At 67.2% G+C, this 22536-nt stretch carries 21 protein-coding genes and 2 pseudogenes; 9 read left to right on the forward strand and 14 right to left on the reverse strand.

Annotated elements, in window-relative coordinates; all coding sequences use genetic code 11:
- Positions 1 to 122: 122 nt before the first annotated feature.
- The 6 genes from CQY20_RS24385 to CQY20_RS24410 all read right to left on the reverse strand — a co-directional run bounded on the left by CQY20_RS24385 (position 123) and on the right by CQY20_RS24410 (position 6374).
- A complete protein-coding gene (locus CQY20_RS24385) occupies positions 123 to 1313 on the reverse strand; it encodes a lipid-transfer protein (RefSeq protein ID WP_097942653.1) in 1191 nt (396 codons plus the stop codon).
- Positions 1314 to 1405: 92 nt separating this feature from the next.
- Positions 1406 to 1747: a DUF732 domain-containing protein gene (locus CQY20_RS24390; RefSeq protein ID WP_097942654.1), complete on the reverse strand. Its 342-nt coding sequence runs from the start codon at positions 1745 to 1747 to the stop codon at positions 1406 to 1408.
- 97 nt (positions 1748 to 1844) lie between these two features.
- On the reverse strand, positions 1845 to 3524 hold the full coding sequence (locus tag CQY20_RS24395) for a serine/threonine-protein kinase (RefSeq protein WP_097942683.1): 1680 nt from the start codon (positions 3522 to 3524) through the stop codon (positions 1845 to 1847).
- 75 nt (positions 3525 to 3599) lie between these two features.
- Positions 3600 to 4727: a BTAD domain-containing putative transcriptional regulator gene (locus CQY20_RS24400; RefSeq protein WP_097942655.1), complete on the reverse strand. Its 1128-nt coding sequence runs from the start codon at positions 4725 to 4727 to the stop codon at positions 3600 to 3602.
- Positions 4728 to 4761: 34 nt separating this feature from the next.
- Positions 4762 to 5667, reverse strand: coding sequence for an MBL fold metallo-hydrolase (locus tag CQY20_RS24405; RefSeq protein ID WP_097942656.1), 906 nt, complete (start codon positions 5665 to 5667; stop codon positions 4762 to 4764).
- Positions 5664 to 6374 (reverse strand): SDR family oxidoreductase, encoded by a 711-nt coding sequence (locus CQY20_RS24410; protein WP_097942657.1) that lies wholly within the window; start codon positions 6372 to 6374, stop codon positions 5664 to 5666. The genes CQY20_RS24405 and CQY20_RS24410 overlap by 4 nt, the downstream gene beginning before the upstream one ends.
- 112 nt (positions 6375 to 6486) lie before the next feature.
- On the opposite strand from CQY20_RS24410, the gene CQY20_RS24415 reads away from it, so the two are divergent.
- The 3 genes from CQY20_RS24415 to CQY20_RS24425 all read left to right on the forward strand — a co-directional run bounded on the left by CQY20_RS24415 (position 6487) and on the right by CQY20_RS24425 (position 9029).
- Positions 6487 to 7359 carry a LysR family transcriptional regulator gene (locus tag CQY20_RS24415; RefSeq protein WP_097942658.1) on the forward strand — a complete coding sequence of 291 codons (873 nt, stop codon included), beginning with the start codon at positions 6487 to 6489 and terminating at the stop codon, positions 7357 to 7359.
- A gap of 137 nt (positions 7360 to 7496) precedes the next feature.
- Positions 7497 to 8546 carry an NAD(P)H-dependent amine dehydrogenase family protein gene (locus CQY20_RS24420; protein WP_097942659.1) on the forward strand — a complete coding sequence of 350 codons (1050 nt, stop codon included), beginning with the start codon at positions 7497 to 7499 and terminating at the stop codon, positions 8544 to 8546.
- A gap of 9 nt (positions 8547 to 8555) precedes the next feature.
- A complete protein-coding gene (locus CQY20_RS24425) occupies positions 8556 to 9029 on the forward strand; it encodes an SRPBCC family protein (protein ID WP_097942660.1) in 474 nt (157 codons plus the stop codon).
- A gap of 222 nt (positions 9030 to 9251) precedes the next feature.
- Here the strand turns inward: CQY20_RS24425 and CQY20_RS24430 are convergent, their stop codons facing one another.
- The gene (locus tag CQY20_RS24430) at positions 9252 to 9977 is read right to left on the reverse strand and encodes an HAD family acid phosphatase (RefSeq protein ID WP_097942684.1); all 726 of its coding nucleotides are present in this window, start codon (positions 9975 to 9977) and stop codon (positions 9252 to 9254) included.
- 46 nt (positions 9978 to 10023) lie between these two features.
- Between CQY20_RS24430 and CQY20_RS24435 the strand changes: the two are divergent.
- Positions 10024 to 10889, forward strand: a pseudogene (locus tag CQY20_RS24435) (patatin-like phospholipase family protein).
- 17 nt (positions 10890 to 10906) lie between these two features.
- Here the strand turns inward: CQY20_RS24435 and CQY20_RS24440 are convergent.
- Positions 10907 to 11926 carry a patatin-like phospholipase family protein gene (locus CQY20_RS24440; RefSeq protein ID WP_097942661.1) on the reverse strand — a complete coding sequence of 340 codons (1020 nt, stop codon included), beginning with the start codon at positions 11924 to 11926 and terminating at the stop codon, positions 10907 to 10909.
- Positions 11927 to 11978: 52 nt separating this feature from the next.
- Positions 11979 to 12404: a lipoprotein LpqV gene (locus CQY20_RS24445; RefSeq protein WP_097942662.1), complete on the reverse strand. Its 426-nt coding sequence runs from the start codon at positions 12402 to 12404 to the stop codon at positions 11979 to 11981.
- 112 nt (positions 12405 to 12516) lie between these two features.
- Between CQY20_RS24445 and CQY20_RS24450 the strand changes: the two genes are divergently transcribed.
- A complete protein-coding gene (locus tag CQY20_RS24450; RefSeq protein ID WP_097942663.1) occupies positions 12517 to 13026 on the forward strand; it encodes a cysteine dioxygenase in 510 nt (169 codons plus the stop codon).
- A 7-nt stretch (positions 13027 to 13033) separates the two neighbouring features.
- Entirely contained in the window at positions 13034 to 13417 is a 384-nt protein-coding gene (locus CQY20_RS24455; RefSeq protein WP_097942664.1) for a rhodanese-like domain-containing protein, read from the forward strand.
- Positions 13418 to 13421: 4 nt separating this feature from the next.
- Here the strand turns inward: CQY20_RS24455 and CQY20_RS24460 are convergent, their stop codons facing one another.
- From CQY20_RS24460 to CQY20_RS24470, 3 genes are read right to left on the reverse strand one after another with little or no spacing between them, the layout of a single operon-like run.
- The gene (locus CQY20_RS24460) at positions 13422 to 15122 is read right to left on the reverse strand and encodes an alpha/beta hydrolase (RefSeq protein ID WP_163701664.1); all 1701 of its coding nucleotides are present in this window, start codon (positions 15120 to 15122) and stop codon (positions 13422 to 13424) included.
- Positions 15123 to 15132: 10 nt separating this feature from the next.
- Entirely contained in the window at positions 15133 to 15915 is a 783-nt protein-coding gene (locus CQY20_RS24465) for an enoyl-CoA hydratase (protein ID WP_097942665.1), read from the reverse strand.
- Positions 15912 to 16961: an enoyl-CoA hydratase/isomerase family protein gene (locus CQY20_RS24470; RefSeq protein ID WP_097942666.1), complete on the reverse strand. Its 1050-nt coding sequence runs from the start codon at positions 16959 to 16961 to the stop codon at positions 15912 to 15914. Before CQY20_RS24470 ends, CQY20_RS24465 begins: the two co-directional genes overlap by 4 nt.
- Positions 16962 to 17117: 156 nt before the next feature.
- Here CQY20_RS24470 and CQY20_RS24475 point away from each other — a divergent pair, with 156 nt between their 5' ends.
- Both CQY20_RS24475 and CQY20_RS24480 read left to right on the forward strand, forming a co-directional pair.
- Entirely contained in the window at positions 17118 to 17966 is an 849-nt protein-coding gene (locus tag CQY20_RS24475; protein ID WP_097942667.1) for a Bax inhibitor-1/YccA family protein, read from the forward strand.
- A 158-nt stretch (positions 17967 to 18124) separates the two neighbouring features.
- Positions 18125 to 18969: pseudogene (locus tag CQY20_RS24480) on the forward strand (hypothetical protein).
- 79 nt (positions 18970 to 19048) lie between these two features.
- On the opposite strand, the gene CQY20_RS24485 reads toward CQY20_RS24480, so the two are convergent.
- Both CQY20_RS24485 and CQY20_RS24490 read right to left on the reverse strand, forming a co-directional pair.
- Positions 19049 to 20266, reverse strand: coding sequence for an acetyl-CoA C-acetyltransferase (locus CQY20_RS24485; protein ID WP_097942668.1), 1218 nt, complete (start codon positions 20264 to 20266; stop codon positions 19049 to 19051).
- A 48-nt stretch (positions 20267 to 20314) separates the two neighbouring features.
- Complete coding sequence (locus CQY20_RS24490) at positions 20315 to 21268, reverse strand: SGNH/GDSL hydrolase family protein (RefSeq protein WP_097942669.1); 954 nt, start codon at positions 21266 to 21268, stop codon at positions 20315 to 20317.
- A 193-nt stretch (positions 21269 to 21461) separates the two neighbouring features.
- Between CQY20_RS24490 and CQY20_RS24495 the strand changes: the two genes are divergently transcribed.
- Positions 21462 to 22523 (forward strand): alpha/beta hydrolase, encoded by a 1062-nt coding sequence (locus CQY20_RS24495; RefSeq protein ID WP_097942686.1) that lies wholly within the window; start codon positions 21462 to 21464, stop codon positions 22521 to 22523.
- Positions 22524 to 22536 lie beyond the last annotated feature (13 nt).

Here is a 22536-nt window from a genome sequence, read left to right on the forward strand (position 1 = left end):
ATAATCCAGGGATAAGCCTTCAGATACACAACAACCTCCAACAAGGTGGCTGTTGCAATCACCCCCAGAAATCGCCCCAGGACAGGGGGGACTTTTGCGTCTGCTCGCGCAATAGAGGTGAGTTACCGCTCGGCTCTCTGGTAGGCGGTGACGACGGCCGCGCCGCCAAGCCCGATGTTGTGCTGCAACGCCGCAGTGACATTGTCGACCTGACGCTTGTCCGCGGTGCCGCGCAACTGCCACGTCAACTCCGCGCACTGCGCCAAGCCCGTCGCACCGAGCGGATGCCCCTTGGAGATCAACCCGCCCGACGGGTTGACCACCCACCGGCCGCCGTAGGTGGTGTCGTTGTTGTCGATCAGCTTCGGTGCTTCGCCCTCTTCGCACAGCCCCAGCGCCTCGTACAGCAGCAACTCGTTGGCCGAGAAGCAGTCGTGCAACTCGATCACCTGGAAGTCGTTGGGCCCGAGGCCCGACTGCTCGTAAACCTTGCGTGCGGCTTGGACATTCATGTCGTAGCCGATGAGGTTCTTGGCGCTGCCGTCGAAGGTCGACTCGAAGTCGGTGGTCATCGCCTGGCCGACGATCTCCACGGCTTGGCCCGCCAAATTGTGCTTGTCGACGAACGCCTCGCTGGCCACGATCGCCGCGCCCGAGCCGTCGGAGGTCGGCGAGCACTGCAGCTTGGTCAGCGGGTCGGAGATCATCTTCGCCGACAGAATGTCTTCCAGCGTGTACTCATCCTGGAACTGCGCGTACGGGTTGTTCACCGAATGCTTGTGGTTCTTCAGCCCGATCTTCGCGAAATGCTCTGCGGTGGTACCGAATTTGCGCATGTGCTCGCGTCCGGCCGCGCCGAACATCCACGGCGCGACGGGGAAGGCGAACTCGTCGATTTCGGCCATCGCCTTGACGTGCCGACCCATCGGCGACTCACGGTCCTCGCTGCCGCCTTGCAGCGGGCCCGGCTGCATCTTCTCGAAGCCCAGCGCGATCGCGCAATCGGCCAGCCCGCCGCGAATCGTCTGCGCCGCAAGGAACAACGCCGTCGAACCCGTCGAACAGTTGTTGTTGACGTTGGCGATCGGGATGCCCGTCATACCGAGTTCGTAGAGCGCGCGGTTGCCCGACGTCGAATCGCCCGCGACATAGCCGACGAAGCCCTGCTCGACCTCCGAATAGTGAATGCCCGCATCTTCGAGCGCTTTGGTGCCCGATTCGCGCGCCATGTCCGGGTAGTCCCACCCCTCGCGGCGGCCCGGCTTCTCGAACTTCGTCATCCCCACTCCGACGACGAAAACCTTGTTCGGCATCTGCTGTCCCTTCGCTGTCTGTCTTGCGATCGACAGAAACACAAAGCGAGCGAACTGTCTAGATGCGCTAGCCGGGCCGCCGCGCCACGGGCTTACGGCAGCAGATCCTCGTACTCGGGGCAGTAGTGGAACACCGACGCGACGACGAACACCGCCGCCTGGTGCACCGTCAGATCGGTGGTAGCGAGGAGCTCGTTGCCGAGGTCCGCCGGGTCGGCGCCGTCGTCGATCGACTCGCACACATACATTGCGGCCGAAACGGCCGTGCCGGGTGAGTCGTAGGCGATGCCCTCGTCGCTGATGATGTCAAGAAAATTCGCGTCGACGGAGGTCAGCGCCCCCGCGGTGGGTGCGCCGGTCAGGGCCGACAGTCCGAGACCCGCCGCGGCGATCGCGGTGGCGGCCAATGTGGTGACTCGATGCGTGGTGAACATGGTGACTCCTGATGTCGATTTCTCCGGCCCGTTGCCGGCGTGACATCAGAGTCGAAAATGGCGCTTGGCGGATCCTTGGAAAAGCGCCCGCCTCAGCTCACCCGTAGTCGTTCCACCATTTGTGGAGGTCTTCCATGTTGGGCCCCTGCGCGTTGGCCAGCAGGAGGTCGGCGTCCTTCGTCCAGGTCACGTCGGCGTTGCCGTCGTAGGTGCCGCATGCGACTTGCCCGGCGGTTTCGTCTGGGGTCGCGTTGTAGTGCCAGGCCGTCGGCGAGTCGAGGTCGCTGCCTGGGCATTTCAGCATTTCGGAGTTCTCGGCGATCGCGTCGCGGAAATGCCGATCCAGTGTCGCCTGGTCTTCAAACAGCGAGTACCGCGCGATCTTCGGGCCGGTCGGTACGTTCGTCTCGCCGCAGTCGACGGTGGCCAGCGCGTCGGCCGCCGGCGGGTGCGCCGGTTCGCAGGCCCCGGGGTCGTAGCTGTCGGGCAGCGCCGCCAGCAGCTTGGCGACGTAGGCCTGGTTGACCGTGGTCGCGGTGGTGCGTGTCGGCCGCGACGTCGTAGGTTCGCGGGTGGTCGACGACGTGACGGTCGCGCTCCGATTGGTCGAGTCGTCCTTCTTGACCGCCCACCAGACGCCGAAGGCGCCAAGCACGACGGCGAAGACGGCCCCCGCCGCGACCAGCGGGATCCATGCGGTGCTCTTGCCCCGCGGGGCTTTCCCGCTCGGTGTCAGAGGGGTGTGGAACGACGCCGGGGTGGTGGCCGCAAACGGCGGCGGTGTCGGCGGCGCACCAGCACCCGGAGCAGGCCCAACCGCACCAGGTGCACCAGGCGGCGGTGTCTGATAGCCGCCGGGCGTGACGGCGCCGCGGGCGGCGATACCGGGCATCGTCGCCTGCTGACTACGCAGGTAGATGTCGGCGGCCTGATCCCGATCCCGTTGTGTCAGTGCGGTATTGGCGGCTACGGCCAGATCGCCGGCGCTGGCGTACCGGTCGGCTGGCTTCTTGGCCATCCCGCGCGCGATGACGTGATCCAACTCGGCCGGAATGCCCGGCCGCATCACGCTGGGCCGCGGCACGGGCTGCATCAAGTGCGCGGTGATGACCATGCCGACGCTGTCGGCGGGGTAGGGCTGAGACCCGGTCAGGCACTCGTGCAGGACGCACGCCAGCGCGTAGATGTCGGCGCGGTAGGTCACCTCGTCGTTGGTGAACCGCTCCGGCGCCATGTAGGCGTAAGTCCCGACGGCAGTGCCCAACTCGGTGAGTTTCTCGTCAGTGGCGGCGTTGGCGATGCCGAAGTCGACGAGGTAGGCGAAGTCGTCGCGGGTGATCAGGATGTTTTCGGGCTTGACGTCGCGGTGCATGATGCCGGCTTCGTGCGCGGCGTCGAGCGCCGACGCGACCTGCCGCACGATCGCCACCGCCCGCGCCGGCGTCATCGGCCCGTAGTTCTTCAGGATCTTGCGGAGGTCGGTGCCGTCGATCATCCGCATGTCGACGAACATCACCCCGTCGATCTCGCCGTAATCGTGGATGGGAACGACGTGGGGTTCGAGCAACCGTCCCGCCGAATGTGCCTCGCGCTGAAGGCGTTTGCGGAACACCGGATCGTGAGAGATGGCCTCCGGCAACAGCTTGATCGCGACAATGCGGTCCTTTTCGGTGTCCTCGGCCTCGTACACCTCGCCCATGCCGCCGCGGCCGATCAGCCGACGCAGCCGGTAGCGACCGAACTCAGTACCCGCCCGCGAGTCGTCTTCGCCGCTCATCGGTCGCTCCTTCATTCGCTTCCCAGCGAACACACCCTAATGCCGCGGCACCGTGTTCACGTGCTAATTCGACGGTTATCCCTCGGGTGGGGAAACCTCGAAGATGAATTCGTTGTCGCAGATGCGGATGTGGTCGCCGTCGGTTATGGTGACGCTGGCGCGGATCCGCGCCCCGCGCACCTCGACGCCGTTCGCCGACCGCAGATCCGAGACGACGAAGCTGGTGCCGGTGTCGATGATGACCGCGTGATGGCGGCTGACCTTCGCATCGTCGAGCACGAGGTCGTTGTCGGCCAGCCGCCCGATCCGCGTCGCCGCCGCCACAAGCGGATACTCGCGCCCTGCCGCGTCGCGCAGCCGGGCGACGACGGGTGCCCCGCCCACCGCGGTGCGCCGGTCCAGCGTCCCGACCGTGCCGATGGCGGTGGTCTGTGCGACGCGTTTGACGTCCAACGCCTCCTGACGCAGCACCCGCTCGTGGAGCGCCTGCACGGTCCGGCCGGGATCGATGCCCAGATCCTCGGCGAGCGTGGTCTTGAGTCGCCGGTAGGCGTCGAGCGCATCGGATTGGCGATCGGCCAGGTAGTACGCGGTCATCAGCTGCGCCCACAGGGGCTCGCGATAGGGATGCTCGGCGGTCAGCGACTCCAGCTCGCCGATGACGGCATAGGCTCGGCCACACGCGATCTCAGCTTCCGCCTTGGCGGTGTGCGCGAGCACTTTGTCCTCGATCAGCGCGGCGGCGAAAGTCTCGACGAAGTGGAAGTCGCGCAGGTCTTCGAGGACGGGTCCGCGCCATTCGGCCAGCGCGGCGGACAGGAACTCGCTGGCCTGCTCGAAGTGCCCGGCCGCGGCCGCCCGCACGCCCGCCGTCCTGTTGAGGACGAATCGTCCTATGTCGCAATCGGTTTCGGGCACCGACAAGCGGTAGCCCGGCGGCGCGCTGGTCAACGCGGCGCGCGAGTCGACGCCGAGGCCGGCCATCAGCTTGCGCAGGTTGGAGATGTAGGCGTGCAGGCTGGCGCGCGGATCCGGCGGCGGGAACTGTTCCCACGTTGCTTCGATCAATGAATCCATTGCGACCGGCCGGTTGCGGTTGATCAGCAGCATGGCGAGCACCGCCCGCTGCTTCGGGGTGCCGAGCCCGACCGGCACCCCGTCGACGCAGATCTGCAGCGCGCCCAGCACGCCGAAATCGGCCATGGGGGCAATTGTGACGGCGGCCGGGTTCCCGGCGCTACTGCGACTGCTGCGGCGCAGGAGCCAGCACCCACGTCGGCACCGGTTCCCAGAGCGCCTCCGAACCCCGAGAGGTGACCACGCGTCCGAAAGCCTGGTCGCCGAAGTGAAACCCGAACCCGACGGTGTTCGGCGCAGACAGTTCTGCGAGCAGACGCCGCCGGGCCGCGATGACGCCGGCGGTGTCACGGTCGGCGATCGCCACCCAGTCGGGATGGGCCAACTGGGCAGGGGCGTGGAAGACGTCGCCGAACGCCACCAGGCGGTGGCCGCTCTGCGACGTGATCACGTAGGACGTGTGGCCCGGCGAATGCCCCGGTGTCACGATGGCTCGCACGCCGGCCACGACCTCGTCGCCGTCGCCGACGAGATCCAACTCCGCGGCCCCGGATGCGAACGCCCGCAGCACATGCTCGGGTGCCGCCGCGCCGTCACCGCCGAGGCAACTCGCGTGTGCGATCCACTCCGATGCGGCGAGCACATAACGGGCATGCGGGAATGTCTTCTCTCCGTCCACAAACGCCCATCCGGAATGGTCGAAGTGCAGATGGGTGAATGCCACCACGTCGACGTCTTCGGGCCGCCGCCCGATGTCGGCCAGCACGTCGACCAGCGCGCCGGACCGGATGTCGGCGTCCGGGAACTGAACCGGCCCCGGCCCAACGCCGGCATCGATGAGCACGGTGGTCCCTGCGAGTTCCACCAGCAGTCCGCCCGCGCTCATCGGGAGCCGTCCGTCGGCGCCGAGCAAGGCGCGGTTGGCGGACCAGAAGTCGCGCGGAATCGTGGGAAAGAACCCGACGTCCATCCTCAACACGGCGTCGACGACGTAGGTCGCGACCACTCCGTCCAACTGCAGCCTGCGGACCGACGACGGATCGCCCAGCCGACCCACGGTCGTCATGCCGCGATACTCCCGCCTCCGTCCGCGCGGATGATCTGGCCGGTGATGTAGCCGGCGTCCTCGTTGAGCAACGCGATGATCGCGTGCGCTATCTCGCGAGGCTGCGCGACACGTTGCAGCGGAATGCCCTGCAGCAGTTGACGTTCGCGCTCGGACCCGATCGGGCTGCGTTCGCGATACAGCTCGGTCTCGACGGGTCCGGGTGCCACCGCGTTGACCGTGATGCCGCTCTGCGCGAGTTCGCGCGCCCAGATACGGGTGCAGGTCTCCAGCGCAGCCTTCGACGCGGCGTACGGTGTGCGTTCGGCGACCCCGAGCGTGGTGAGGCTGCTGACGTTGACGATCCGCCCCCATCCCGCATCGAGCATGCCGGGCAGCACCGCCTGCACCACCTGGACGGCGGCTCGCACGTTCAGGTCGTAGGTGACGAACAGGTCGTCCAAATCGATTTCGCCGAGCCGGGCCAAGCGCGCCAGCCCGGCGTTGTTCACCACCGCGTCGATGCGCCCGACGGCCAGGATCCGCTGCAGGCCCGCAGCCGTGGCGTCACGGTCGGCGAGGTCGACCTCGAAGAACTCGCCGGGAAACTCGGCTGGGGCGCTGCGTGCCAGCCCGACCGGGATATCGCCCGCGGCCGCCACCCGATCGGCCACCGCGCGCCCGATTCCCTTCGACGCGCCGGTGATCAGCACTCGCTTGCCTGCCATCGTGTCCTCCTTTATCCGAAGAGCCTTGCCTCGCACTTCAACGCATCCGGAAAGGGAAATGGCGATACCGCTGTTGGTATGAGGCGATGCCCTTTTGTCATATGGAGGCCCGATGACGACGGTTTCGCAGCTCACGGCGTTCGTGACGGTGGTCGAGCAGGGCGGTTTCGCGGCCGCCAGCCGCGCGCTGGGCCTGTCTCAACCTGGCGTGAGCCGCGCCGTCGCCTCCCTCGAGAAGGAACTGGGCCGGCCTCTGCTGGTGCGCGGCCGCGACGGGGTGTCGCTGACCAAGGCCGGGCGTGCCGCACTGGCGCATGCGCGTGAAGTGGTGCGCCACGTGTCGCAGATGCGCACCGAGGTCGCGGGGGTGGCGAGCGCCGTCACCGGGACGTTGAGCCTGGCCAGCCTGCCGAGCGTCACCGCAACGCTTGTCGCGCCGCAACTGCATGCGTTCGCCGAGCGCCATCCCGCCGTGGAGATCCGGTTGCTGGAGGGCAGCGAGGAGGAGGTGCGCGACTGGCTGGACCAGGGCGCTGCCGAGGCAGGGGTGGTCAGCCTGCCGGTCCGCGGCCTGGATAGCGCTGTGCTCGGCGACCAGTTGATGGTCGCCGTGGTGCCCGCGAACAACTGGCTGGCGTCGAAGGACACCGTCAGCTACGCGGAATTGGCCAAGGAGCCGTTCGTCATCTCGACGGGCGGATGCGCCGACGTCTTCACTCCGGTGGCGCGGGCGGTCGGCGTCGAGTTCGACGTGGCGTTCCAGGCGCGGGAGATGTCGTCGGTGCTGCAGATCGTGCGGGCGAACCTCGGTGTCTCCATCCTGCCCAGCGCGGGCCTGCCGCCGCTGCCCGACGGTGTGGTCGTCCGTCCGCTGGTGCCCGAGACCGTTCGTCGTCTCGGGGTGGCGGTCTCTGCGAGCGCGTCCGCACCCGCCCGCGCTTTTCTCGAGCAGATCGCGTCTTTCTCGAGCAGATCGCGTCGCTGAATCTGCCGGATCTGCACTGAAAGGGTGTCGCCGGCCGTCCCGCGGGTGTAGATCTGGATAGAACGTGTTCTAATTCCGCGGGACCGGGCGGGGATCAGGCGGGATCGTTCGGATCGGTCGGGATGGGGAGGAGGAGCATGGCGCTTCGAGTCGTGCAATGGGCCACCGGAGGCGTCGGCGTGGCCGCAATCAAAGGCGTGCTGGAGCATCCGGAGCTGGAACTCGTCGGCTGCTGGGTGCATTCGCCGGACAAGGCGGGCAAGGACGTCGGCGAGATCATCGGCACCGAGCCGCTCGGAGTCGTCGCGACCAACAGCATCGACGACATCGTGAAGATGGACGCCGACGCCGTCATCTATGCGCCGCTGATGGCCAACCCCGACGAGGTGGCCGCATTGCTGAGGTCCGGCAAGAACGTCGTCACGCCCGTCGGTTGGCTGTACCCGAGCGAGCGCAGCGCCGCACCGATGCGCGAAGCCGCGCTGGCGGGTAACGCGACGCTGCACGGCACGGGCATGGCTCCCGGCGGTATCAGCGAGAAGTTTCCGCTGTTGTTCTCGGCGTTCTCCACGGGCGTGACATTCGTTCGCGCCGAAGAGTTTTCCGACCTGCGGACCTATGAGGCGCCCGATGTACTGCGCCACGTGATGGGCTTCGGAGAGACGCCGGACAAGGCGTTGACCGGGCCGATGCAGAAGATGCTCGACAGCGGTTTCATCCAGGCCGTGAAGATGGTCGTCGACAAGATGGGCTTCAACGCAGACCCGAAAGTGCGTGCGACACAGGAGGTTGCGGTTGCGTCGGCGCCTATCGAGTCGCCGCTGGGCGTCATCGAACCGGGTCAGGTTGCGGGCCGGCGATTCCATTGGGAGGCGCTGGTCGACTCGAAACCGGTGGTGCGGGTGACGGTGAACTGGTTGATGGGCGAGGAAAACCTCGACCCCGCATGGACTCTCGGCCCCGCCGGGCAGCGATATGAGATGGAAGTGCGCGGCAATCCGGATATCACGGTCACCGTCAAGGGATTTCACTCCGAAGTCGGCGGACAGGGGCCTGAGTACGGCATCGTTGGAACGGCTGCGCACTGCGTGAACTCCGTTCCCGCCACGTGTGCCGCCGAACCGGGCATCCTGACCTACCTCGACTTGCCGTTGATCAGCGGCAAGGCCGCACCCGAGCTGGGATAGTCTCGACGTATGAGCCAGCCCCTGGTGGTCGAAAGGTCCAAGACCATTGCGATGGGCCAGGAAGACGTCTTCCGCGACATGGTTCCGATGCCGTTGCCGAAGCTGTTCCAGCGGTGGTACGGGCCGATTCCGCCGATCAAGGAGACCCGCGACCAGACCGGCGACTGGGATGGCGTCGGGCAGACCCGAACCGTCGTGTTGGTCGGCGGCGGCAGCATGCGCGAAGAACTCACAACGTACGACCCGCCGCATTCGTTCGGCTACACGCTGTCGAACATCACCGGCCCGCTGTCGCCGTTGGTCGACCACGTTGACGGCGAATGGATTTTCGAGCCGATCGGCGCAGGCACCAGCGTGACCCGGCGGTGGACCATCCACCCGCGCAGCCGTATCGTCGCCCCGCTGCTTCCGGTGTTCGGCTGGCTGTGGAAGGGCTACGCCCGCCAGTCGCTGGAGGAGCTGTCGCGCCAGTTGGTGCACTGACGCGCTGGTTGGTGCACTGGCTCGCACCAGTTGGTGCACTGACGCGCGCCTGCGGGCGCACAAGCCCACGCCAGTTGGTGCACAGACCTGCGCCAGTGGGCGCACAGACCCCACGCCGAGATCGACGAAATGGCGCGGCCTACTCGCACTTTTGCACCCATATGTCGGTTTCGGCGTGGTGAGGGTATGCGGTAGGTGGTGAGGGGATGATGCGGTAGGTGGTCAGGGGATGCGGTAGAAGGGATTGGGGAGCAGGAAGGTCCGCTCCGCGAATCCGCCGTCGAGGTCGGACGGCTGGTCGCCAAGGTTGGCGATGATCGTATAGCCCTCCTGCTCGATCGCCTGTCGTTGCGGCGCCTTGTAATCGACAGCCGAAGAGTACTGCGCGCCAATGGGTTCCATGATCAGCCGGGTGTAGCCGTGATAGCCCACGTCGGCGAGGTTGCGTTCGGTCGCGGCGCGCTGCGACTCGGGTCGACCGGTGATGAAGAAGACCGCCACACCGCGGTTTTTGGCCGCGTTGAACACGTCTCGCGTCGGCGGGATCGCCGTGGCTTCGGCGTATTCGTCCCACGCCGCCAATCCGCATGGGCCTTGCGGCAACTCGTCGCACGGGCCGGGGATGATCCTGCCGAAGTCGTTGGCCTTCAGCGCTTCCCAGTTCGACAGCGAGGTCTCGTCGATGTCGAACACGGCGGCGGGCCGTGGCACCCGCGGCGCCTGCTCGTCGATCCACGGAATGGCAGGCCAGGCGGCCGCCTGCAGGTCGGTGAGATACGCCCCGCTTTCGTAGTAGCGGGTGATCTGGACCTTCAGGTCGCCGAGATTCGGCGGCTGCACCGGCGGCGGGACGATCGGCACCGGCGGCGCGGGCGGATCGGCGGCCGCGGGCGGGGGGCAGACCAGCAGTGTCACGGTCGCAAAGATGACGACGATGCGCGCGATCATGGCATGCACGCTAAGCGCCACAAGCCGGGGCTGGCAGACTTTCGGGGTGACATCGAAACACGCTCTTGTGCTCGCCGGCGGGGGATTGGAGGGAATCGCCTGGAAACCGGCATTCTGCGGGGTATCGAAGACGAATCGGCCGAGACGGTGCGCACGCTGTTGGACTCCGACGTCATCGTCGGCACATCCGCAGGCTCAGCGGTCGCGGCTCAACTCGGCAGCGACTTGAGCCTCGACGAGCTGTTCGAGCGGCAGATCTCCGGCCACGGGAAAGAGATCGACCCGAACGTCGACATCGACGACATCACCGAACTGTTCCTGCAAGCGCTGTCGGATCCCGACGCCTCGAAAGAACAGAAGCTGCAACGCATCGGCGAGGTGGCGCGCACCACCGCCACCGTGCCGGAGGAGGTGCGCCGCGAGGTGATCGCGCAGCGCCTGCCGTCGCACCGCTGGCCGGACCGCGATTTGCGGATCTCCGCGATCGACATCGGCACCGGCGAGCTGGTCGCGTTCGACCCGACCTCCGATGTCGAATTGGTCGACGCCGTCGCCGCCAGCTGCGCGGTGCCCGGCGCGTGGCCGCCGGTGACCATCGACGGGCGGCGCTATATGGACGGCGGCGTGGGCAGCACGATGAACCTCACGCTGGCCGCCGACTGCGACACCGTCGTCGTCCTGGTGCCGTCAGGTAAGGGCGCGCCGTCGCCGTTCGGCCGCGATCCGGCGTACGAAGTCGACGCGTTTCCCGGGCGCGCGCTCGGCATCTTCGCCGACGACGAGTCGCTGAAGGCTTTCGGCCGCAACCCGCTTGACCCGGCCTGTCGCGAACCGTCCGCCCGCGCGGGACGCGCGCGGGGCCGACGCGTCGCCGCCGACGTCGCCTCGTTTCTTGCGATTTCGGCGCGCTAACGTGCGCTACGCGCCGCTTAGCGCGCCGAAATCCCGTCAAGGGCTTCGGCGGCCAACTCGTGGCCGATGTCGATGACCTCGGCCGCGCGATGGAATTCCAAGCTGCGGCACGCTGATCGCGGCACCTCGATCAACACGTCGGGCGGATAGGCCGCCAGCGTGTGACGGCACAGCGCGGCCTGCGCGATGTCGATCGTGCGGTTCATCACCTCGAAGCTGCCCAGCTTCGGCACCGCGACCTCCTTGGAGCTGTCGACGAGTTCCTCGCGGCTGGGGGTCTCGGCAACCGTGGAGTCGATAGCGGCGTCGGCGTCCGGTGCGCCGTCGGTGCCTGCGCCGAACCGGTTCAGCATGGTGTTGTTCTCGAACAGCGACGACGTGCTGCGCCACACCCGCGCCAGCCATTCCGTCGTCACCCGCTGCCCGGTGTCCGCCGGCTGCTCCTCCTGGCCGTCGGTCTCGCTGCCGCCGAGGCTGACCGCGATGGTGAGGTCGGCGTTGACCGCCGCGATGGGCGCCATCGGCAGCGGGTCGAGGATGCCGCCGTCGGCGAGCAGGCGACCGTCGAGCACATGCGGAGAGATGACGCCCGGGATCGCGATCGACGCCCGGATCGCCGCGTCGACGGGGCCGCGCTGCAGCCACACCGACTTGCCCGCGATCAGATCCGTCGTCACCGCCGTGTACGGGATCGGCAACTCTTCGATGGTCACCTCGCCGAGGATGTCGCGGACCGCGTCGAGGATCTTGGCCGCGCGCAGCACCCCGGCCGCGGTGATCGACGGGTCCAGCAGCCGCAACACGGCGCGCTGGGTCAACGACTTCGCCCATTCCTCGAAGTCGTCGAGCTTCCCAGCCGCCTCCAAGCCGCCGACGAGCGCGCCCATCGATGATCCGGCGATGCCGACGATCTCGTACCCGCGTGCGCGGAGTTCGGAGATCACGCCGATGTGGGCGTATCCCCGGGCGCCTCCGCTGCCGAGGGCCAGCGCGACCCGTTTACGTGCGCGGGGGGCAAGAGAGTCCTTGCCGGCCATAGGTTCATTCTGCGACTGCCGGCCGGGTTTCTCGCAGGCGTGATTCGAATTGTCAGCAGAGGGCATCGGCGCCGGCATGCACCGCCACGATGACCGCGGCCTGACGGTCGGGTGGCAGCTCCGCCCACGGGGTGTTGTAGGTGGCTGGACCGGGCGGGGTGTTGGGGTCCTGGATCATCTTCAGGAACGGCTCGACCTGCGCTCGGCGGTCGCCGCCCTGCTGGTCGATCCAGGCCTTCGCGGCCTGGCAGGCCTGCGAATACTCCTCTTCTGTGGACGAGGCGTCGGCCCCGACCGCGGTCGTGACACCGCCCGGCGACACCTCGATCGCGCCGGGTGCCGGTGTGTGGGTTTCCGAGGCCGTCGCCGTCGTCGTGGTGGCCGGCGGAGCCGTCTCACCGCCTTCGCCGCCCGAGGAGCAACCGGCCAGCGCTGCGGCGGCCGCCGCCGCTGCGATGCACAGGGGGTAGAAGCGCATGGAGTAAATCTATGCAAGACTCGCGGCCGTGATGGAGGGCACTCGGTTCCAGTGGTGTTGTCGGCGGTAATCGCCCGACCCACGTCCGTCCGTCATTCCTGGAGCTTCACCCATGCTTTCTGCTGTCTCTGCCCCCACCCGCCTGCGCGTGCCCGACCTGCTGCACGCCGTCGACCGAGCCGCCGAAGACGTGCTGTCCGGCCGCCACGAGCATCTGCTGCCCGCCGCAGGCCTGCCGACCGACCAGCGCTGGTACACCCGCATCCACGGCGACGACGAGCTCGACATCTGGCTGATCAGCTGGGTCAAGGACCAGGCCACCGAGCTGCACGACCACGGCGGCTCGCTGGGCGCGTTGACGGTGGTGTCCGGCGCGCTCGACGAATTCCGTTGGGACGGCGAGGCGTTGCGACGACGTCGACTGCACGCAGGCGATCAGGCCGCGTTCCCGCTCGGCTGGGTGCACGACGTGGTGTGGGCGCCCGCGCCCGCGCCGATCACGCCGACACTCAGCGTGCACGCCTACTCGCCGCCGCTGACCGCGATGTCGTACTACGAGGTGACCAGCCGGAACACGTTGCGGCGCAACAGGACCGAACTGACCGACGGGCCGGAGGGATAGCCGACCGATGACCAGCCGCATCGACGAGCTGCTCGCCGCCGCGCGGGCCCGATTTCAGCGACTGTCTGCCACGGACGTGCCCGAGGCGCTGCGGCGCGGCGCGGTGCTCGTCGACATCCGCCCGCAGGCCCAGCGCGAACGCGAAGGCGACGTGCCCGGCGCGCTGGTGATCGAACGCAACGTGCTGGAGTGGCGCTGCGACCCGACCAGCGACGCGAAGATCCCGCAGGCCGTCGACGACGACGTCGAATGGGTGGTGCTGTGCTCGGAGGGCTACACCTCGAGCCTGGCCGCGGCGGCGCTGATCGATCTCGGCCTGCACAAGGCGACCGACGTGATCGGCGGCTACCACGCGCTCAAGGCCGAAGGCGTTCTGGTCCAGCTGGTTTAGCCGCTCAAGCGTTTTCGTCGTTGGTCAGCAGCGGACGCAGTCGTTCGGTCTTCTCCGATGTCCATCCCGGCGGCTGCAGCACGGCCGCCCACCCGTTGGCGACGTCCTTGACGTAGACGTGGCCGTGCCCGTCGGGAACATCCACCGCGACAGCCATGTCGGCCGACACCTGCAGGAACGTCACCACCGGTATCCACTGCATCCGCCCGGACAGGTCGTAGCCGCGTGGCTCCTTCAACCAGTCCGGCTCTTCGAACAGCAGATCCGGGTTCCACCAGGCGATGGGGTCCGAGGCGTGCTGCAGGTAGACCACCCGCGGCTCGTCCCACGGGTCATCGGGACGGTCGAGGTTGTCCGGGCGGGCGACGAAGCGGACGCTTTCGCCCTTGTCGTAGATCGGCAGCCACTCCGGCGAACCCGCGTCGCGGTTGCGGGTCAGGTCCGCCCAGATCGTGTTGTTGAACGTCGGCCCCGAGAACAGCGCGCCGTCGGTGCGGGCGACGAGATTGTTCAACGCGAGGAACGGCGCCTCGCCGCCGAACGAGCCCAGGCTCTCGCCGAACACCACCAGCTTGGGCCGCTGCGCCTCGGGCATCTCGCGGATCATGGCGTCGACGGCTTCGAACAGCGCCTGACCGGCCTGTCTGGCGTTCTCCTTGTCGACGAGGAACGACAGCCAGCTGGGCAAAAACGAGTACTGCATGGACGCGATCGCGGTGTCGCCGTTGTACATGTACTCCAGCGCGGAGGCCTCGGCTTCGTTGATCCAGCCCGTGCCCGTCGTCGTCGCGACCGCCACCACGTCGCGGTCGAGCCCGCCGGTGCGTCGCAGCTCTTCTGCGGCCAACGCGGCCGTCGCCTTGATCCCGTCGGCGGAATGCAGACCGGCGTACACGCGGATCGGCTCCATCGCCGGCCTGCCGTTGAACTGCGTCAGCTGCTCGACCGTCGGGCCCGCCGACACGAACACCCGGCCCTGGTGACCCAGCGACTCCCAGCTGGCCAACGAGCCAGGCCCGCCGGACCGCAGCGGCGACGTCGGCGCCGGGAAGTTCGGGTCGGTCTCGTCGTTGACCGCGGCGAAGGTCTTGTTCAAGGTGCTCATGCCCACTCGCACGACGACACCGTTGAGCAGCGCGACACCAAGGGCCAGCAGCAGCAACACCGTGACGACCGCCGAAACACGTTGAGGTGCAACACGATTGATTTGGTGGGTGAGAAATCGCACGAGACGGCCGATCAACTGCCCGATTTCGACGAGGACGAACAAGACGACGATGGACAGCACCGCCGTCAGCGGGTGATCCCAGAAGCCAAGGCGCGGTACGCCGTTGAGGTCGCGCACTTCGTCCTGCCAGACATGGAAGTAGACGATCATCAGGATCTGGCCGACGACGCCCACCACCAGCAGTGCGATCCACGCCCACCGTGGCGCGGGCGGGCTGGTGTCCTTGGAGCGCATGTAGCGCACCAACCACACAAGAAAAACACCGAGGCCGTAGCCGAATGCGGCGGCGGCGCCGCTGACCACGCCCTGGAAGAACGGTCCGCGGGGCAACAGTGACGGCGTCAACGACAACCACAGGAACACCAGGCCGAGCGCGGTGCCCATGAAGGTGTAATGCCGTCGCCACCACGACGTGGTCTTGGCAGTCGGTTCCGGTTGGGGCGCTACCTCTTGCGTCGCCTCCGCGGTATCGGTCACATAGCTGAGGCTATCGGTGCGTGAAGTTCGGCGGGCGCTTCTCGGTGAAGGCGTTCATGCCCTCGGTCTGGTCGGCCGTGGCAAACGCCGAATGGAACAGCCTGCGCTCGTAGAGCAGCCCCTCCGACAGCGACGTCTCGAAGGCCCGATTGACGGCCTCCTTGGCCATCCGGGCGGCCGACAACGACATGCCCGCGATCGTCTCGGCGACGGTCTTGGCCTCCCGGAGCAACTCGTCGGCGGGCACCACCCGCGACACCAGGCCGCTGCGGTCGGCCTCCTCCGCGTCGATGGTGCGTCCGGTCAGGATCAGATCCATCGCCTTGGCCTTGCCGACGGCGCGGGTCAACCGTTGCGAGCCGCCCATGCCGGGGAGCACTCCGAGCTTGATCTCCGGCTGGCCGAACTTCGCGGTGTCGGCGGCGATCAGCACATCGCACATCATCGCCAGTTCGCAGCCGCCGCCGAGCGCGTAACCGGCCACCGCGGCGATCAGCGGTGTGCGCACCGCCGCGAGCTTGGACCACTGCGCGAAGAAGTCCTGCTCGAACACGTCGGCGAAGGACAGCTCCGACATCTCCTTGATGTCGGCGCCGGCAGCGAACGCCTTCTCGTTGCCGGTGATGATGATTGCGCCGATGCCGTTGTCGCTGTCGAATTCGGCTGCGGCCGTTGTAACTTCGTGCATCACCTGACTGTTGAGGGCGTTCAGCGCCTTCGGCCGGTTCAGCGTGATGGTGCCGACGCGTCCGTCGCGCTCGACGCGGATGGTTTCGTAGGTGTTGTCGCTCACGGCGTCTCCTCGGGAAAGGTCAAGTCGGGGTCCTGCGGCGCGAAATACGCCTCGATGTCGTCGGCGGTGACCTCCGCCAGCGATGCCGGCGACCACTTCGGGTTGCGGTCCTTGTCGATCACCTGCGCGCGGATGCCTTCGACCAGGTCGTGTGAGTTCAGTGAGGCGCACGACGTCCGATACTCCTGGCGCAGCACGTCTTCCAGGGTGTCAAGCTTGGCGGCGCGCCGCACCGCTTCGAGCGTGACGGAAACCGCGATGGGGGAGCGGGTCATGATGAGGTTCGCGGCGTCATTCGCGGGGCCTGCGTCGTGTCCGCGCAGCGCGGCGACGATGTCGGAGGCCGTTTCGCCCGCATAACACTCGTCGATCCAGTCGCGCTGGGCCAGCAGTTCGCCGGCGGGCGCGTCCTCGGCGTAGGCGGACAGCGCGGCGTCGACCCCGTCGGCCAGGATCGCCTGCTTGAATGCGGCGAGCTTGTCGTGCGGGACGAAATGGTCGGCGAAACCCATTGCGATGGCGTCGCCCGCGCCGAACGGGGCGCCCGTCAGCGCGGCGTGCAGGCCGAGCCGCCCGGGTGCGCGCGACAGGATGTAGGTGCCGCCGACGTCGGGGATGAAGCCGATTCCGACTTCGGGCATGGCCATTTTCGTGGTGTCGGTGACGACGCGGACGTTGCCGTGTGCGCTGACGCCGACGCCGCCGCCCATCACGATGCCGTCCATCAATGCGACGTACGGCTTGGGGTAGCGCGCGATCTGCGCGTTCATCAGGTACTCGTCCCACCAGAACGAGCTGGCGATGCCGTGATCGCCGCGCGCGCTGTTGTAGACCTCGACGATGTCGCCGCCCGCGCACAGGCCGCGTTCGCCTTCGCCGGACAGCACGACGGCCTTGACGGCGTCGTCATCCCGCCATTCGGTCAACGCCCGAGAGATCGCTGAGATCATCGAGTGGGTCAGCGAGTTGATGGCCTTGGGCCTGTTGAGGCTGATCAGGCCTATTCCACGGTCGACGCTTACTAGGACATCCTCGTTTTCGCCCACGGGTATGCAATCTAGAACGTCACCCTGATACGCCCTGCCCCGGGTAGAGTTTCCTGTGAAAGACCTGGGAGGGTGTTCGGGAACCGATACCAGGTGGCGGTTCGTTGAGTAAATGTTCGTCATCAGACGGACGACAGCACAGGAGAGGATCCGACGGTGCGGGAAACCAGCAACCCGGTATTTCGATCCCTGCCCAAGACGCAGGGTGGATATGCGCAATTCGGTACCGGAGCCGCCGGCTTCGGCGCGCAAGCAGTTCATGCGGACCCCTACACGACGCAGTACCCGGAGCAGACGGGAGTTTCGCGGCCGCTGACGATCGACGACGTCGTCACCAAGACCGGCGTCACTCTCGCGGTGCTTTCGGCCGTCGCGGTGGTCTCGTACTTCCTCGTCGCAGGCAATCTCGGGCTGGCCCTGCCGTTCGTCATGGTCGGCGGGCTCGGCGGCCTGGCGGTGGTGCTGATCGCGACGTTCGGCCGCAAGCAGGACAACCCGGCGGTCGTGCTGACCTATGCGGGCCTCGAGGGCCTGTTCCTGGGCGCGATCTCGTTCCTGCTGGCCAACATGTACGTGTCCGGCGTGAGTGCAGGCGCGCTGATCGGCCAGGCGATTCTCGCCACCATCGGCGTGTTCATCGGCATGCTCGTCGTCTACAAGACCGGCGCCATTCGCGTCACCCCGAAGTTCACCCGCATGATCATCGCGGGCATCTTCGGTGTGCTGGTGCTGGCGCTCGGCAACCTCGTACTGGGGATGTTCGGTGTGGGCGGCGGCGAAGGCCTCGGCCTGCGCGGCAACGGCCCGATCGCGATCATCTTCTCGCTGGTGTGCATCGGCCTGGCGGCGTTCAGCTTCCTGCTGGACTTCGACGCTGCCGACCAGATGATCCGCGCCGGCGCGCCCGAGAAGGCCGCGTGGGGTATCGCGCTGGGCCTGACCGTGACGCTGGTCTGGCTGTACATCGAGATTCTGCGACTGCTCAGCATCTTGCAGAGCGAATAGCGCTTACAGCGAAGGAAGCCCCCGGTACGCCGGGGGCTTTCTCTATTGCGCTCTATGGCGGTGTTGACTTTGCGCACAGTGCGCGATTCATCCACACATTGCCGCCGTAGACGCAAAGTGAACGGCCACGCGACAGCCCCGCGTGCGAGCGTGTCGCCATGGGGGAGGAATTAGCGCCATTCGTCGGAACTGACGCGGTGGCTTCGGGCCGGCTCAGTCGATATGAGCTGCGGCGGTACTACCGCCCGATCCTGCCGAACATCTACCTCGACAAGCGAATTGAGCCGTCGCTACAGCAGCGCCCATCTGTGGGCGCGCGGCGAGGCGGTCGTGTCAGGCTTGGCCGCCTCGGCGCTGTACGGCGCGAAGTGGATCGACGACGATTCACCGGTCGAGCTGATCTGGGCGAAAACTCGGTCGCCTGACGGCGTCATCACTCGCAATGAGCTGTTGCTGGACGACGAAATTCAACAGCTGAACGGATTTGTCGTCACGACGCCGGAGCGTACGGCGTTCGACCTGGGGCGTCGCGGAAGGATCGATGATGCGATCGCTCGTCTGGACGCCCTGGCCAGGGCCACGCAGTTGAAGGTCGCCGCCGTCGAGGACATCGCAGCGCGCCATCCACACACACGGGGCCTGCGGCAGCTGGAAGCGGCGCTCGATCTCGTCGACGCGGGCGCCGAGTCGCCGAAGGAAACATGGTTGCGGCTGTTGGTGATTCGCGACGGATATCCGCGACCGCAGACGCAGATCCCGGTACGCAGCCCCGACGGCCGTCGCAGGTATTACCTCGACATGGGATGGCCCGACCTGATGCTGGCGATCGAGTATGAAGGGGACCACCATCGGACCAGCCGCGAGCTTCGCATACGAGATCATGCGCGCCGAAGACATTCGCGAGGTGGGGTGGTTGGTGATACGTGTTGCCGCGCGAAACCACCCGACCGAAGTGCTTCGGCGGCTTCGACGGGCATGGGATTTTCGTACGGCGGCCCGCTGACGCGTTGACATTGCTTGACATTGCGATCTTGGAGAACGCTTCTCGAGCTTTTGCGCCAAAAACGCAATGTCAACGGAGATCAACTGAGTCGTTCGATGATCATCGCCATGCCCTGGCCGCCGCCCACGCACATGGTCTCCAGGCCGAAGGTCTTGTCGTAGGACGACAGATTATTCAGCAGCGTGGCCGTGATGCGGGCGCCCGTCATGCCGAACGGATGACCCAGCGCGATCGCGCCACCTGACACGTTGAGCTTGTCGAGGTCCATGCCCAACTCGCGCGCCGAGCCCAGCACCTGCACCGCGAACGCCTCATTGATCTCGTAGAGGTCGATGTCATCAATTGTCATGCCCGCGTTGGCCAACGCCTTGCGCGTCGCCTCAATGGGGCCAAGCCCCATGATCTCCGGTGACAGCGCGCTCACGCCCGTCGCGAGGATGCGCGCCAGCGGTGTCAGCCCCAGCGCCTTGGCCTTGTCGTCGCTCATCACAATCACCGCTGCCGCACCGTCGTTCAGCGGGCAGGCGTTGCCAGCGGTGACCGTGCCGTTGGGGCGGAAGACGGGCTTGAGCTGGCTGACCTTGTCGTAGGTGGTGCCGGGCCGCGGCCCGTCGTCGGTGCTGACCTGCGACCCGTCGGGCAGCGTCACCGGCGTGATCTCGCGGGCGAAGAAGCCGCTCCTGATGGCCTCCTCGGCGCGGTTCTGGCTGCGCACGCCCCAGTGGTCCTGCTCCTCACGGCTGATACCGGTGTAGAGCGCGACGTTCTCGGCGGTCTGACCCATCGCGATGTAGACATCCGGCAGCGCGCCGTCCTGCCGCGGGTCATGCCACTCCTCGGCACCCGCGGCCGCGTCCGCCGACCGCTTCTCGGCGTCGGCGAACAGCGGGTTGTGCGTGTCCGGCCAACCATCGGACGTGCCCTTCGGAAACCGCGACACGGTCTCCACACCGGCGGAGATGAACGCGCTGCCCTCACCGGCCTTGATCGCGTGGAACGCCATCCGCGTGGTCTGCAGCGACGACGAGCAGTACCGGTTCACGGTGGTGCCGGGCAGGAAGTCGTAGCCCAGCTGGACGGCGACGGCGCGGCCGATGTTGAATCCGGCCTCGCCGCCGGGCTGCCCGCAGCCCATCATCAGGTCGTCGATGTCCTTGGGATCCAGCGCAGGCACCTTGTCCAGGGCGGCGCGCACCATCTGCGCGGCCAGGTCGTCGGGCCGCATGTCGACCAGTGATCCCTTGCCTGCTCGGCCGATCGGCGAGCGTGCAGTCGCGACAATGACGGCTTCACTCATGACAACTCCTGGCGTAGTGGCTTACCCAGGAGAACTTAACGCCTCACCTCAACCGACGATCGGCGCGGGCACCCCGGTCGAACGCCGCCACAACCGACTGACACCGCCGAGTCGCGACAACAGTGAGGCGCCGTCGCCGCCGCGGGCCTCCAACGGCGAATCCTGCTCGGTGGTAGATGTCAAGTCGCCCAACGCATTACACAGCGCAGGCAGCAGCTGCTTTGCGGCCAACGCGTACCCGGCCCCCGACGGGTGGAACATGTCGTCGGAGAACAACACCTCCGGCGACTTGCGGAACTGCGGGGCAAGCAGGTCGGCCAGCGGAACCGGGATACCGCCCGACGAGCGGACCGCCGACGCCTGTGCGCGGGCCAGCTGCAGCCCGCGGGTGCGAGCCACCGTCCGCAACGGCTGAGGGATCGCGGTGATGACGCCGAAGTCCGGGCAGGTGCCCACGACGACGACGGCGCCGCTGGCCCGCAGCCGCCGCACCGCCGCGCCCAACCGGCGCGCCGACGGGCCGATGCCGTTGAGCCTGGTGACGTCGTTGGCGCCGATCATGATCACGGCCGCATCCGGTGGCGGACCCGCCACAAACATGGCGTCGATCTGGCCCGACAGGCCCTTCGACGTGGCGCCGACGATCGCCTTGGTGCTGAGCCGGATGCGTTTGCCCGACGCCTCGGCCAGGCCGCGGGCCAGCATCACGCCAGGGGTCTCTTCGGCGTTGCGGGCGCCGTAGCCGGTCGCGGTGGAGTCGCCGAAGATCATCAGATGCAGGTCAAACGGGACTCCGCGGTGCCAGCGCTCGACCGGCCCGCCGCCGGGCGAGTAGACGCCGTCGGCCCGCGGCGGGATGTCCCACGATTTGGGAATGACGCGTCGGGCCTGGTTAGCCTGCCCGGTCAGGAATGAGCGGGCTCCGACGTAGACGGAGCTGGATGCGAGCGTGGCCGCTGCCGCCAGAGCAACAGTGGACCTACGCGGTGCGCGGATGCTCACGAAACCAGTTTATTGATGAAATTCGGGGCTATCCGCGTGGCGGGGGTGGATCAGCGGTCACATTGCGGTATCAACTCCGGTATCGAAACAGTTTCTTCGATTGTTGAACTCTGTGTGAGTGTCAAGCTAAGTTACCGGGGTTGGCCGAGAATCGCGCCACCCAGGCACTGAAGCGGCGTAGGAAGTGGTGGCGATGACGGCACCCAGTAAAGTTCCCAGCACGCCCCGTGCTGCGATCAGCGCAGCTAGAGGGCGCAAACCGCGTAAGTTTCCGGTCAGCGACGGCGCGCCGGTAGAGGTCGTCGAGGACGGTCCGTCACTGGGTGGACGGCTCCTTGCGTTGGCCGCAATGCTGACGATTCGGCCGACTCTAGCTATCGGCAGCCACGCTCCGCGCCTGCCGTGGCCGTTCGGGCTCGTCGACGCCGCCTGCCGCCTGATCAAGCCCGCGCCCGGCACCGTGCGGGCCACGATCTCCCTGCCGAACTGCAACGCCCAGCTGGTCCGTGCGGCGGGCGTGTTGCCCGCCGATGGCAACCGACGCGTCGTCGTCTACATGCACGGCGGCGCGTTTTTAACGTGCGGTGTGAACACCCACGGCCGGCTGGTCGAGGCGTTGTCGAAGTTCGCCGACAGCCCGGTGCTGGTCGTCAACTACCGGATGATCCCCAAGCACTCGGTCGGCCAGGCGCTCGACGACTGCTACGACGCCTATCAGTGGCTGCGGCTGCGGGGTTATGACCCCGATCAGATCGTGCTGGCCGGCGACTCGGCCGGCGGCTACCTCGCGCTCGCGCTGGCCGAGCGGCTGCAGCGGGAGGGTCTTGCGAGCGAGACGCCCGCGGCCATCGTGACCCTGTCGCCGCTGTTCGAGATCGACAACGAGTCACGCGCCAACCACCCCAACATCCATTCCGATGCGATGTTTCCGCCGAAGGCCTTTCACGCCCTGGTGGAGCTGGTGGAGGCGGCCGCCGAACGCAACATCGTCGACGGTGAGCCCGAGAAGATCTACGAGCCGCTGGAACACATCGAACCCGGCCTGCCCCGCACGCTGATCCACGTGTCGGGCTCGGAGGTTCTGCTCAACGACGCACGCAAGGCCGCCCGCATGCTGGCCGCGGCGGGTGTGCCGGTCGAGGTCCGGGTATGGCCTGGTCAGATGCACGTGTTCCAGATCGCCGCGCCCGCCGTCAAGGAGGCCACGCGGTCGCTGCGGCAGGTCGGCGACTATATCCGCGAGGCCACCTGGTAGCGCTTTTCGCGGC

Source organism: Mycolicibacterium agri, assembly GCF_002553505.1.
GTDB classification, from domain to species: Bacteria; Actinomycetota; Actinomycetes; order Mycobacteriales; family Mycobacteriaceae; genus Mycobacterium; species Mycobacterium agri.

Excerpts from the sequence above, each read along its gene's own strand:
- CQY20_RS24385 (WP_097942653.1), bottom strand. The coding sequence starts at position 1,313 with ATGCCGAACAAGGTTTTCGTCGTCGGAGTGGGGATGACGAAGTTCGAG.
- CQY20_RS24390 (WP_097942654.1), bottom strand. The coding sequence starts at position 1,747 with ATGTTCACCACGCATCGAGTCACCACATTGGCCGCCACCGCGATCGCC.
- CQY20_RS24395 (WP_097942683.1), bottom strand. The coding sequence starts at position 3,524 with ATGAGCGGCGAAGACGACTCGCGGGCGGGTACTGAGTTCGGTCGCTAC.
- CQY20_RS24400 (WP_097942655.1), bottom strand. The coding sequence starts at position 4,727 with ATGGCCGATTTCGGCGTGCTGGGCGCGCTGCAGATCTGCGTCGACGGG.
- CQY20_RS24405 (WP_097942656.1), bottom strand. The coding sequence starts at position 5,667 with ATGACGACCGTGGGTCGGCTGGGCGATCCGTCGTCGGTCCGCAGGCTG.
- CQY20_RS24410 (WP_097942657.1), bottom strand. The coding sequence starts at position 6,374 with ATGGCAGGCAAGCGAGTGCTGATCACCGGCGCGTCGAAGGGAATCGGG.
- CQY20_RS24415 (WP_097942658.1), top strand. The coding sequence starts at position 6,487 with ATGACGACGGTTTCGCAGCTCACGGCGTTCGTGACGGTGGTCGAGCAG.
- CQY20_RS24420 (WP_097942659.1), top strand. The coding sequence starts at position 7,497 with ATGGCGCTTCGAGTCGTGCAATGGGCCACCGGAGGCGTCGGCGTGGCC.
- CQY20_RS24425 (WP_097942660.1), top strand. The coding sequence starts at position 8,556 with ATGAGCCAGCCCCTGGTGGTCGAAAGGTCCAAGACCATTGCGATGGGC.
- CQY20_RS24430 (WP_097942684.1), bottom strand. The coding sequence starts at position 9,977 with ATGATCGCGCGCATCGTCGTCATCTTTGCGACCGTGACACTGCTGGTC.
- CQY20_RS24440 (WP_097942661.1), bottom strand. The coding sequence starts at position 11,926 with ATGGCCGGCAAGGACTCTCTTGCCCCCCGCGCACGTAAACGGGTCGCG.
- CQY20_RS24445 (WP_097942662.1), bottom strand. The coding sequence starts at position 12,404 with ATGCGCTTCTACCCCCTGTGCATCGCAGCGGCGGCGGCCGCCGCAGCG.
- CQY20_RS24450 (WP_097942663.1), top strand. The coding sequence starts at position 12,517 with ATGCTTTCTGCTGTCTCTGCCCCCACCCGCCTGCGCGTGCCCGACCTG.
- CQY20_RS24455 (WP_097942664.1), top strand. The coding sequence starts at position 13,034 with ATGACCAGCCGCATCGACGAGCTGCTCGCCGCCGCGCGGGCCCGATTT.
- CQY20_RS24485 (WP_097942668.1), bottom strand. The coding sequence starts at position 20,266 with ATGAGTGAAGCCGTCATTGTCGCGACTGCACGCTCGCCGATCGGCCGA.
- CQY20_RS24495 (WP_097942686.1), top strand. The coding sequence starts at position 21,462 with ATGACGGCACCCAGTAAAGTTCCCAGCACGCCCCGTGCTGCGATCAGC.